General features: G+C 64.8%; 8 protein-coding genes. 1 reads left to right on the forward strand and 7 read right to left on the reverse strand.

What is annotated here, in order from left to right:
- Positions 1–121: 121 nt before the first annotated feature.
- From EKH49_RS06295 to tkt, 7 genes are all read right to left on the reverse strand, one after another.
- Entirely contained in the window at positions 122–1102 is a 981-nt protein-coding gene (locus EKH49_RS06295) for an NAD(P)/FAD-dependent oxidoreductase (RefSeq protein ID WP_128470149.1), read from the reverse strand.
- Between the two features lie 93 nt (positions 1103–1195).
- Positions 1196–1936 (reverse strand): 6-phosphogluconolactonase, encoded by a 741-nt coding sequence (gene pgl, locus EKH49_RS06300; RefSeq protein ID WP_128470150.1) that lies wholly within the window; start codon positions 1934–1936, stop codon positions 1196–1198.
- On the reverse strand, positions 1926–2867 hold the full coding sequence (locus tag EKH49_RS06305; RefSeq protein WP_128470221.1) for a glucose-6-phosphate dehydrogenase assembly protein OpcA: 942 nt from the start codon (positions 2865–2867) through the stop codon (positions 1926–1928). Before EKH49_RS06305 ends, pgl begins: the two co-directional genes overlap by 11 nt.
- A complete protein-coding gene (gene zwf, locus EKH49_RS06310; RefSeq protein WP_128470151.1) occupies positions 2864–4384 on the reverse strand; it encodes a glucose-6-phosphate dehydrogenase in 1521 nt (506 codons plus the stop codon). Before zwf ends, EKH49_RS06305 begins: the two co-directional genes overlap by 4 nt.
- Before the next feature lie 7 nt (positions 4385–4391).
- Positions 4392–5966: a glucose-6-phosphate isomerase gene (locus EKH49_RS06315; RefSeq protein WP_128470152.1), complete on the reverse strand. Its 1575-nt coding sequence runs from the start codon at positions 5964–5966 to the stop codon at positions 4392–4394.
- Positions 5967–7070, reverse strand: a complete 1104-nt coding sequence (gene tal / locus EKH49_RS06320) for a transaldolase (protein WP_128470153.1) — start codon at positions 7068–7070, stop codon at positions 5967–5969. It lies immediately after the preceding gene.
- Positions 7071–7088: 18 nt separating this feature from the next.
- The gene (gene tkt, locus EKH49_RS06325) at positions 7089–9203 is read right to left on the reverse strand and encodes a transketolase (protein WP_128470154.1); all 2115 of its coding nucleotides are present in this window, start codon (positions 9201–9203) and stop codon (positions 7089–7091) included.
- 801 nt (positions 9204–10004) lie between these two features.
- On the opposite strand from tkt, the gene EKH49_RS06330 reads away from it, so the two are divergent.
- Positions 10005–10952, forward strand: coding sequence for a heme o synthase (locus EKH49_RS06330; RefSeq protein WP_052253674.1), 948 nt, complete (start codon positions 10005–10007; stop codon positions 10950–10952).
- The last annotated feature ends 786 nt before the right edge of the window (positions 10953–11738 follow it).

Raw genomic sequence — 11738 nt, forward strand, 5'->3', positions numbered from 1 at the left:
GAAAAACGGGTGTCAATGGTGATTCCCGTCACCGATGGCGGTGCCGGCCAGGCCGCCGCGGGAGAGCTTGAACCGGCAGCCGCGCAGTATCTGCGCGGCTGCCGGCAAGCCGAGGGCATCGCTAGCTGTCGAGCAGTTCCACGACGCGCTGAGCGGTGCCCCAGGACAGGGTTACGCCGGCGCCTCCATGGCCGTAGGCGGCAATGACGGGCACCGCATGCCCCTCGATGCGCTCCAGGCGGATCGTCTCGCGTGCCGGGCGCAGCCCCACCTTGTGCTCCAGGATCTCGCAGCCTTCCAGTTCCGGGACGAGGCCGATCGCACGGCTGAGCATCTCGGTGGCGGTCTGCGGGTCGGCTTCGAGGTTGAAATCGTGGTCCACGTCGGTACCGCCAACGATGATGTCATCGCGGCGCGGAATGATGTAGCTGACGCCTTGCGGATGCTCGTCATAGCAGAGCCAGTCGGACAGTCCTGCGGTGTTGGCCAGGCGGATCACCTGGCCGCGGATGGGGTAGACGCTCTGGTCGTCCCCGGTGAGCTCGCCGCCTCGCAGGCCGGCTGCCAGCACGACGACGTCGGCATCGTCCTGCAGCTCGTCGAAGGAATCGACCGTGCGCCAGATGAACTGCACGCCCAAGGCCGCGGCCTGGTCCTGCAGCCAGGACAGATAGGTGGGCATGGTGATCACCGGGACCGTGGCGTGCATTCCGGCGGCCGCAATCGGCGGGATCGCTTCTGCCGGTGCCTCGGTGGCGTTGGTGACGATCTTCGCCCAGGAGCGGTCCTCGTCCGCCGAGCCCTCCAGGTTCAGCCCGTAGCGCAGGTCGATGCCGGTTTCCGCGATGCCGGACAGCTGCTCGAAGCGTGCCAGGGAACGGGCGAGCAGCAGGTCGGCGGCTTCGGAGTTCTCCGAGTGGTAGGGGAACCAGATGGCGGCGGCCACCGCGGAGACCGTCTGCTGCGGCTGCTGGTCGGCGATCACGGTGACCTGGTGGCCGGCGGCGGCCAGCTCATGGGCGGTGGACAGGCCGATGACCCCGGCACCGATCACGGTGACCTTGCGGGGCTGCGCGGCGTCGGGTGGCAGAACGGAAAGCATGGAATCCTCTCGGGCAGGCGGTGCTGGAAAAGCGAAGGCCGGTGCCGCGATCCCGAAAAGTTCAGGATCACGGCACCGGCGATGAGGTGCTGGCTAGAGCAAGGTGGCCGCGGCGCGGTCGATGATCCAGCGGGTAGCTTCGGTGCCGTGCACGGCCGAAGCCGGGACGGCAACCTCGTTTACCTCGTGCTGCGCGGCGGCCAGTGCCGGGGCCTTCTCGGCGCCGGCCACGAGCAGCCACACCTCTTTGGCGGTGTTGATCGTGCCCATGGTGAGCGTAACGCGGTCCGCCGGCGGTTTGGGGGAGTCGTGGACTGCGATGACTCCTGGCTCATCCGACCGGGTGTGGTTGGGGAAGAGCGAGGCGACATGCGAGTCCGGGCCCATGCCGAGCATCAGCACATCGAAGGCCGGATTCAGCGCGCCTTCTTCGGCTTCCTCGGCCAGCTCCCGTGCGTAGGCTGCGGCGGCCTGCTCTGCTGTCTCGTACTGGTCGCTGGCGCCCATCGCGTGCACGGTGGCGCGGTCCAGCCCCAGGTCGTCGAGCGCGTCGAACAGGGCGGCAGCTTGGCGCACATTGCGGTCAGCCGAATCGGAGGCGACGAACCGCTCGTCGCCCCACCAGAAGTGCACCTGCGACCAATTGACCGAGGTCCGTGCCGGGTTGGCCGCGACGGCTTCCAAAGCGGCGATGCCCAGCGATCCGCCGGTGACCACCACGTGGGCGACACCGCGGGCAGCCAGCGCATCGGCGATCGTGGTGATCAGCCGGGCGGCGATGGCGTGGGCGGTAGCCTGTGCATCCTCGTGGATGAGAATTTGCCTAGCGATCACTGGATCTGATGCTCCTCAGGTTGGTCAGGGCCAGGCCCTTCGTGATGACCTCGCCGAAGACGTCGTCGGCGTCCAGGCGGCGCATCTCCTCGGCCAGGCATTCTGCCACCGAACGCCGCGGCAGCGAGATGCGCTGCGGCGCGCTGCCGGGCAGGTACAGGTGGGCAACCGCGCCGGAGGGGCGCGAGAGCTCCACGTCGCCGGCTTCGCGGGCGAGCCGGACGCTGGAGAGCCCGCCGTTGGACTTGTCCGCGGCGATGGTCACCGGGACGTCCAGGCACAGGGTCAGCCAGGCCGCCAGCAGGGTGGTGGACGGCGAATTGTCCGAGCCCTTCACGGTGATGGCGGTCAGCCCGTCGGTGCCGATCAAGTCGATGATGCTCGCCAGCTGGGCACGCCACAGGGTCAGCCGGGTCCAAGCCAGGTCGGTGTCTCCGGCCCGGTAGGTGGCAATGCGGCTGAACAGCGCGGCGGTCGGGTCCTCGGTCTCCGCCGAATCCGTGATGCGGCGGTGCGCCAGCCTGCCCAGCGCGGTGCCGGCCGGATCCTGCGGCACCCCATGCGGCCACCAGGCCACGATCGGCGCATCGGGCAGCATCAGCGCGGAGATCAGCGCCTCGTCGGCCACGACATCCGGGCCGTAGGTGCGCATCACGATCACTTCGGAGGCGCCGGCGTCCCCGCCCACGCGGATCTGCACGTCCAGGCGGTTGGCCTCGGACTTGTTGCCGCGCACCACCACGATGATTCGGCAGGGATGCTCGCGGCTGGCCAGGTTGGCCGCCTCGATCGCGTTCTCGGCGAAGCCCTCGCGGGTGATGACCACCAGGGTGAGCACGCGGGACAGCGCCACCACGCCGTGGGTGCGGCGCGAGGAGATCAGCTTCTTGGCCACCTTGGAGGTGGTGGTGTTCGGAAGATCGATCATCATGGTCGTCGCCACGTCCTTCCATCCTTGGCCATCAGCTCGTCGCTGCTTTCAGGTCCCCAGGAGCCCGGAGCGTAGGGATCCGGCTGGGTGGGTAGCGAGGCCCAGTACTCCTCGAAAGGATCCAGGATGCGCCAGGACTGCTCGACTTCCTCATGACGCGGGAACAACGGCGGTTCGCCGAGCAGCACGTCGAGGATCAGCCGTTCATAGGCTTCGGGGGAGGACTCGGTGAAGGCGTTGCCGTAGCCGAAGTCCATGGTCACGTCGCGGATCTCCATCTGGGTGCCGGGCACCTTGGAGGAGAAGCGGATGGTCGCGCCCTCATCGGGCTGCACGCGGATCACGAAGGCGTTCTGGCCGAACTCGTCGTCCTCATGGTCGGTGAACAGCAGGTTCGGGGCCTTCTTGAACACCACCGCGATCTCGGTGACGCGCCGGCCCAGGCGCTTGCCGGCACGCAGGTAGAACGGTACGCCGGACCAGCGGCGGGTGTTGATCTCCAGCTTGACCGCGGCATAGGTCTCGGTCTTGGACTTCGGGTTGAAGCCCTCCTCGTCGAGGAAGCCGACGACTTCTTCGGCGCCCTGCCAGCCGGAGGTGTACTGGCCGCGGGCGCTGGCCGCCCCCAGGTCCTCGGGCAGCTTCACCGCGGTGAGCACCTTTTCCTTCTCGCTGCGCAGGTGGTCGGCGTCGAAGGAGATGGGCTCCTCCATGGCGGTCAGCGCCAGCAGCTGGAGCAGGTGGTTCTGGATGACGTCGCGGGCGGCGCCCACACCGTCGTAGTAGCTGGCGCGGCCGCCGATGCCGATGTCCTCGGCCATGGTGATCTGCACGTGGTCCACGTACTTGTTGTTCCACAGCGGCTCGAACATCTGGTTGCCGAAGCGCAGCGCCAGCAGGTTCTGCACCGTTTCCTTGCCCAGGTAGTGGTCGATGCGGAACACCGCGTCGGGCGGGAACACCGACTCGACGATGGAGTTCAGCTCGCGCGCGCTGGCCAGGTCGTGGCCGAAGGGCTTCTCGATGACCACGCGTTCCCAGCCGGGGTTCTTGTCCTGGGCCAGCTTGTGCTCGGAGAGCTTCTGGCAGACGACCTCGAACCAGCTTGGCGGGATCGAGAGGTAGAAGGCGTGGTTGCGGCCGGTGGAGCGCGATTCGGCCAGCTCGTCCAGGGTGGCGGCAAGCTGCTCGTACGCGCCGTCATCGTCGAAGGCGCCGGAGATGAATCGCATGCCGGACGCCAGCTGGGCGAAGACTGTTTCGTTGAAGGGGGTGCGGGCGCTGGCCAGGATCCATTCGCGGGCCTGGGCGGCGAAGTCCTGCGCCGTCCAGTCGCGGCGGCCGAAGCCGACGATCGCGAAGTTCGGGGGAAGCAGTCCGCGGTTAGCCAGGTCGTAGACCGCTGGCATGAGTTTTTTGCGGGCAAGGTCGCCGGTGATTCCGAAGAACACCAGCGCGCCCGGACCGGCAATGCGGTTAAGCCGCCGGTCGCGGGCGTCGCGTAGTGGATTGCTCATTCGTGCCTTACTTCGCTGCCTCTAGCAGGGCGGCGATTCCCGCCGCGCGGTCCGTGAGGTTCACGCGCAGCACCGGACGGTTGTGCTCGGCGTCGGCCAGCACCGCCCCGTCGCCGATCGCCTGGGCGGTGATCAGGCCGCCGAAGGTGTACGGACGGCCAGGGATCTCAAGGTCTTCCTGGTGATCCGCGGTGACCTGCAGGAACACACCCTGTGCCGGGCCGCCCTTGTGGTACTGGCCGGTGGAGTGCAAGAAGCGCGGGCCCCAGCCGAAAGTGACCGGACGGCCGGTCTTCTCAGCCAGCGCATCACGCAGCGCTTCGAGCTGCTGGTCGGCGGTGCGATCCAGGTAGGCCTGGATGGCGAGGTAGCCATCTTCCGGCAGCTGCGCGGTGAGCGCATCCAGGGCCGCTTCCAGGTTCGCGGCCTCTGTGCCGTAGAGCTCGACCGGGCCGTCCACGGCATCCGGTGCGCTCTGCGCCGGCGCTTCGAGCATGGAACGCGCGGCCACCTTCGCGGCCTCGACATCCGGCTGGTCGAACGGGCTGATGCCCAGCAGGTAGCCGGCCACGGCGGTGGCATACTCGAAGATCATGAACGCGGTGCCCAGCGGCGCGCTGAAATGCACGGCGGTGGAGTCCTCGTCGATTTCCTCCGGCAGCTGCTCATAGATGAACAGCGGCAGCACATCCTGCGCAGGACGCTGCAGTTCGGGCGCATCCACATGCGCGGCAACCGGCAGCACGCCCTTGCCGTCCTTGCCGGTGGATTCTGCGATCAGCTGCTCGGCCCAGTCGCCGAAGCCCGGCAGGGCATCGCCCACGCAGGCGATGAGCAGCTTGTCGCGGCCGGCGGTGGCCATGGCCGCCCCCAGATGCAGCGCGAGGTTGTCCTCGTCGTCCATCGCCAGCACGTCGTTGATCAGTCCGGATTCTTCCATCAGCGCTTCGATGTCGGCGCCGGCCAGGCCCGAGGGCACCAGGCCGAAGGCGGTCAGCGCCGAGTAGCGGCCGCCCACATTCGGGTCGGCGTTGAAGACCGCGCGCACCCCTTCCGGGTTGTCCATCGGCGAACCCGGGTCGGTCACCAGCACCAGGCGGGTGGCCGGGTCGATGCCGGCGGCTTCGAAGGCTGCGGTAAACGCACGGCGCTGCGAATCGGTCTCCACCGTGGAGCCGGACTTGGAGGCGACCACCACGACGGTGTGCTCCAGATCGGTTTCCACGATGCCCTTGACCATCGACGGATCGGTGGTGTCGCAGATGACCAGGTCCACCTCGTCGTGCGCGGTGATGACCTCAGGGGCCAGCGAGGATCCGCCCATGCCGCACAGCACGATTCGGGTCAGTCCCTCCTCCTGCAGCTCGTCGCGCAGATCCAGGATCTGCGGGATCAGCTTGCCTGCCGCCTCGAAGGGGTTGACCCAGCCCAGGCGGATGGAGGATTCGGCCTCGGCCGCCGGACCCCAGATGGTGGGATCCTGCGCGGCAATGCGGCTGCCGATTTTCGCGTCGATCAGCTGCGGCAGCAGCGCATCGACGGAGGCCAGAGCCTGTCCAGAAGTTACCAGGCCAAGTTCCATCTATTTCGCTCCCTTCAGGGCCACAGCCATGTCTTCGAGCAGCTCGTTCCAAGCGACGTCGAACTTCTGCACGCCCTCGACCTCAAGCAGGTTCACGACCTCGTTGTAGTCGATGCCCAGGGCGGCGAGCTTGTCCAGCACGCGGTTGGCGGCATCGTAGCCGCCGGCGATCGCGTTGCCGCGGATCTCGGCTTCGGCCGCGGTGGCGTCCAGGGTCTTCTCCGGCATGGTGTTCACCGTCTGCGGCGCGACCAGTTCGGTCACGTACAGGGTCGACGGGTAGGCGGGGTCCTTCACGCCGGTCGAAGCCCACAGCGGACGCTGGACGTTGGCGCCGGCGGCGCTAAGCACCTCGTAGCGGGCCGAAGCGAAGGACTCCTCGAAGACCTGGTAGGCCAGGCGGGCGTTGGCCACGCCGGCCTGCCCGCGCACGGCCGCTGCCGCGTCGGTGCCGATGGCATCCAGGCGCTTGTCGATCTCGGTGTCCACGCGGGAGACGAAGAAGGACGCGACCGAGTGGATCTTGGACAGGTCCAGGCCGGCGGCGTGGGCCTTCTCCAGGCCCAGCATGTAGGCGTTGATGACCTCGCGGTAGCGTTCCAGCGAGAAGATCAGGGTCACGTTCACCGAAATGCCGGCGGCAATGGTTTCGGTGATGGCTTGCAGGCCCTCGATGGTGGCAGGGATCTTGATCAGCACGTTTTCGCGGTTCACGCGCTCGTACAGCGCCTTCGCCTGGGCGATGGTCGGTGCGGTCTCGTGCGCCAGGCGGGGGTCCACCTCGATGGACACGCGGCCGTCGAAGCCGTTGGAGGACTCGTAGATGCCCTTGAACAGGTCGCAGGCCGCTGCCACGTCGTCGCTGGTGATTTCCGTGATCGCGTCTTCGACGGAGCGGTGCTTCTGCTCGGCGATCGCCTCGCCGTACACCTCTGCCTTGGACAGCGACGCGGCGAAGATCGCAGGGTTGGTGGTGACGCCGACGACGTTCTTCTCCTCGATCAGCTTGGCCAGCGAGCCGCTGGTCAACCGCTCGCGCGAAAGGTCGTCCAGCCAGATGGAGACGCCGGCGTCGGACAGGGCCTGAGTATTCGGGTTGCTCATGATATGTACTTCAGTTCCTTACTTGGCAGCGTTGTTGATGGAGGTTTCGGCGGCAGCGATGACGGCCTCGGTGGTGATGCCGAATTCCGAGTACAGCTTCTTGTAGTCGGCGGACGCGCCGAAGTGGTCCAGCGAGATGATTTCGCCGTGGGCGCCAACCAGTTCGCGCCAGCCCTGGGCCACGCCGGCCTCCACCGAAACGCGGGCGGTGATGGCTGCGGGCAGGACCTCTTCGCGGTAGGCGGCATCCTGCTTGGCGAACCATTCCAGCGACGGCAGCGAGACGACGCGGGCTGCGATGTCCTTGGCCGCCAGCGCTTCGCGGGCCTCGACGGCCAGCTCGACCTCGGAGCCGGTAGCCAGCAGGATGACGTCCGGGGTGGTTTCGGCGCCATCGCGCACGGCCTCGGCCAGGATGTAGCCGCCCTTCAGCGTGCCTTCGGCGCCGCGGAAGCCGGTGGCCGAACGGTCGTAGATCGGCAGGTTCTGGCGCGAGAGCACGATGCCCGATGGGGTGCTGGACAGTTCCAGCATTCCGCGCCAGGCGTAGGCGACCTCGTTGGCATCCGCCGGGCGGACAACGTCGAAGTTCGGGATGATGCGCAGCGAGGCGAGCTGCTCCACCGGCTGGTGGGTCGGGCCGTCCTCGCCCAGGCCGATGGAGTCGTGGGTCCAGACGAAGATTGACGGGACGCCCATCAGCGCGGCCAGGCGGATGGCCGGACGCTGGTAGTCGGAGAAGATCAGGAAGGTGCCGGAGAATGCGCGGGTCGGGCTGGAGAGCACGATGCCGTTGACGATCGACGCGGCGGCGTGCTCGCGGATGCCGAAGTGCAGCACACGGCCGTACGGGCTGGCCGACCAGGAATCGGTGGAGCGGCGCTCGGGAGCGAAGGACTTCGCGGTCTCGATGGTGGTGTTGTTCGAACCGGCCAGGTCGGCGGAGCCGCCCCAGAGTTCTGGCAGCTCATCGGCGATCGCGTTGATGACCTTGCCCGACGCGGCGCGGGTGGCCATGGTGGAACCAGGTTCGAAGACAGGAAGCTTCTCGGTCCAGCCTTCTGGCAGCTCGCCAGCCTGCAGGCGTTCCAGCAGGGCGGCCTCTTCCGGGTTTGCAGATTTCCAGGCGTTGAAGGTCTCGTTCCACGAGGCGTGCAGCTGCGCTCCGCGGGTTGCGACTTCGCGGGCGTGGGCCAGCACGTCATCCTCGATCTGGAAGTTCTTCTCCGGGTCGAAGCCCAGCACCTTCTTCAGGCCGGCAACTTCCTCGGCACCCAGCTTCGAGCCGTGGATGCCGCCGGTGTTCTGCTTGGTTGGCGATGGCCAGCCGATGATGGTGCGCAGCGAGATGATCGACGGGCGCGAGGTCTCGGCCTTGGCGGCGCGGATGGCGGCGTCCAGTGCGGCCATGTCCTCGACGTATTCACCGGTGGCGGTCCAGTCAACGCGCTGGGTGTGCCAGCCGTAGGACTCGTAGCGGCCCAGCACGTCCTCGGTGAAGGCGATGTCGGTGTCGTTTTCGATGGAGATCTTGTTGTCGTCGTAGATCACCACGAGATTGCCCAGTTCCTGGTGGCCGGCCAGCGAGGAAGCTTCGGAGGTGACGCCTTCCTGCAGGTCGCCATCGGAGGCGATGACGTAGACAGTGTGGTCGAAGGGGCTGGTTCCGGCTTCGGCGGCTGGATCCAGCAGGCCGCGCATGCGGCGCTGGGCGTAGGCGAAGCCAACGGCGGAAGCCAGGCCTTGGCCCAGGGGGCCGGTGGTGATCTCTACGCCGGCGGTGTGGCCGTACTCAGGGTGGCCAGGGGTCTTCGCGCCCCAGGTGCGCAGCGCTTCGATGTCTTCCATTTCCAAGCCGTAGCCGGAGAGGAACAGCTGCAGGTACAAGGTCAGCGAGGTATGGCCTGGGGAAAGCACGAAACGGTCGCGGCCGATCCAGTTCGGATCCTTCGGGTCGTGGCGCAGGTGCTTCTGGAAAATCAAGTAGGCGGCAGGAGCCAAGCTCATTGCGGTACCGGGGTGGCCATTGCCAACCTTTTCGACGGCGTCGGCTGCCAAGACACGGGTGGTGTCGATGGCCTTACGGTCCAACTCGGTCAGTGAGAATTCTTCAACTAAGGATTCAGTCGCCACAGCGGCGTTCCTTCCATTCAGGCTTGGACGGGAGATGCCTCCCGCTGACACGCAATACGCCGTCGCCTCCCCATGCCTCCGATATTGCTTAAGTTAGAGGAATGCAGGTCGCGACGGCGCAATCTGAGTCAACTCTATCGCGAAACGGCGCCTTCGGGCGCTGGATTTAGCAAGATGACACATAATTATTCGGTTTGCGCAGGGGTGCGACCCGATGTGACCTTTCATGCCTTGGCCTGAGCCAAGCGCTCAGTCATTCTGCGCAATGGTGCACAGGTCGTTGCAGGTGTGTCCCGGATGGCTGTGTACCCGGAGTTGCTGACGCGTTGCCCTGGGGAGGTGTACAAAAAATAAATCTTGTTTCCAGGTTGCTTACCGCTTGTGGAATTTGTCCTGGCGCTGCGGGTGCCAAGAATATCTGACGTCTATTAAATGCCGAGGTCCTGTGGCCGCTGCCTGGAGGCTGCCGCCTGTGCAAGTGGCCGGTGCGTGAACGGGCGGGGCTCTTGGCCACCGCCTGCTGAACTGGAGGTAATCGCAGTTTTGAGTGAAGGACCGGCCCGGATAGCCGATTCGAACGCCGGAGATCGATCTGAGCACCCATCGGGTGCGGCGCTTGGTACGTAGCCGGTTTGGGCATTGCAACTATTTAAATTGAGCCAAATCACCCTTTTTGAATGTGATCCTCTCCGTGGGGAGTTTCAATCAATTTCTATCCAGCGTAGAATGAATGTGTCTGTCTTGTACCCGTGAAGAACTGAGTGCGTTTAATTGAAGACTCAAAGTGTCGCCGCAGCATCAGTGCCACGCGCATCGCGTCAGCCTGATGAAACTGCCGGCGACTTTCTGAAGCGCAAGGCCAATGCGTATGTGGCGTTGACGAAGCCTCGCGTTATCGAGTTGCTGCTAGTGAGCACCCTTCCGACCATGATCTTTGCCGAGCGGGGCTTTCCTTCCGTCTGGCTGATGATTTCCACCCTCGTTGGTGGAGCTATGGCCGCAGGCGCATCCGGAGCATTCAACTGCTATATCGATCGCGATATGGACAAGTTGATGAAGCGTACCAAGGGGCGCCCTTTGGTGACTGGTGACCTGACCCCGAAGGAAGCCTTGGTCTTCTCTTGGGCCCTGGCAATCGCATCCTTGGTGATTCTCTGGGTTGGCACGAATCCGCTGACGACCGCGTTGGGCCTGGCGGCCATTCTGCTCTACGTGGTGTTCTACACTTTGATCCTCAAGCGCCGGACGGCTCAGAATATTGTGTGGGGTGGCATCGCCGGCTGCATGCCTGTACTGATTGCTTGGGCTGCAGTGACCAACACAATTGAGTGGCCAGCGATCATCCTGTTCCTGGTGATCTTCCTCTGGACACCGCCGCATTACTGGCCGCTGTCCATGAAGTACGCGGATGACTACAACGCGGCTTCGGTGCCAATGCTTGGCGCGATCGCCAACGCCCGCCGCGTCTCGGTGCAGGTCGTGCTTTATGCCTGGGCCACCGTCGTTTGCTCGATGCTGTTGGTTCCACTGGGTGGCGCCGGCATCGTGTATACCGCAATCGCGGGCGGCGCAGGTTTGTGGTTCGTCTACGAGTCTCACGTGCTTTACCGCGAGGCGCAGAACGACCACAAGCCGGCTGAGATCAACCGCAAGGCCATGAAGGTCTTCCACATCTCCATCACCTACTTGTCGATCGTGTTCTTGGCTTTGGCCATTGATCCGTTCGTGGGCAGCCCGCTGTTCGGCTGAGTTCAACTCCGCAACGAAGCTTCACAAGCGCCTTGCTTGGAACCCAAATTCGTTTGGATTCCGAGCAAGGCGCTTTTCTTTAGCTTATGCACGCCGGTCTCTAGAGTATTGGATGCATCTGGGCCATTCATTCAACCGGAGCAGAAACTGGGTCCTTTGATAATTATGGCTTAGGCGACGCAACTCCCGGTTGTGCCTGTCCAGCACCAAAGAAGTCATAACCTGCCATTCACTGGCGGGCTGCCGACCTCTACGCGCTCGGTTCCAAAACGGACAGTGATGAATGCGGCACGGAACTTGCTGCAACCTTTGATCTCCTGGAGGGTAAATCCGTTGCGGGAGCTCGTATTCTCTGTTTGCAGCGATGATCAACAGCGGATTGCTGGATACCCGTCGCTCGATGAACTCACCGCCAGAGGCACGAGATTTCTCTGAAGTCCATCAAGCTATCAGGCGAGAAATGTGGCAACGACATGGTAGCGGTATAGGTTATCGAAGACGGCGAGGCTTTGGCAGCAGAGCGCTGTGAAAAAGAAGGACGGGAGCGGCAAGTCGAGGATGGCGTGCCGTTGCCGGTTTGATGAAGCGAGAATGCAGTTGCAAGCTGATTCGAATTGCCAGGGGCACCAGCTTGCTTTCGATGGCGGAGATCTTGGGTGCGGGTCGTTTGCTGAGCGGAGCTGCCTACCTATAGGACTCAATGGATTGATGGGGTCGTAGACTCCGGAACAACAAGAAGATAGTTAAAGCGATTCGGGGGTTGCCCTGCACTTTGAGTGCAGGGCA

Origin of the sequence: Glutamicibacter sp. HZAU (assembly GCF_004100365.1) — a bacterium.
GTDB classification, from domain to species: domain Bacteria; phylum Actinomycetota; class Actinomycetes; order Actinomycetales; family Micrococcaceae; genus Glutamicibacter; species Glutamicibacter nicotianae.

What these genes read in the sequence shown, in the direction of transcription:
- EKH49_RS06315 (WP_128470152.1), bottom strand. Translation starts at nt 5,966, where the DNA reads ATGGAACTTGGCCTGGTAACTTCTGGACAGGCTCTGGCCTCCGTCGAT.
- zwf (WP_128470151.1), bottom strand. Translation starts at nt 4,384, where the DNA reads ATGAGCAATCCACTACGCGACGCCCGCGACCGGCGGCTTAACCGCATT.
- EKH49_RS06295 (WP_128470149.1), bottom strand. Translation starts at nt 1,102, where the DNA reads ATGCTTTCCGTTCTGCCACCCGACGCCGCGCAGCCCCGCAAGGTCACC.
- EKH49_RS06305 (WP_128470221.1), bottom strand. Translation starts at nt 2,867, where the DNA reads ATGATGATCGATCTTCCGAACACCACCACCTCCAAGGTGGCCAAGAAG.
- tal (WP_128470153.1), bottom strand. Translation starts at nt 7,070, where the DNA reads ATGAGCAACCCGAATACTCAGGCCCTGTCCGACGCCGGCGTCTCCATC.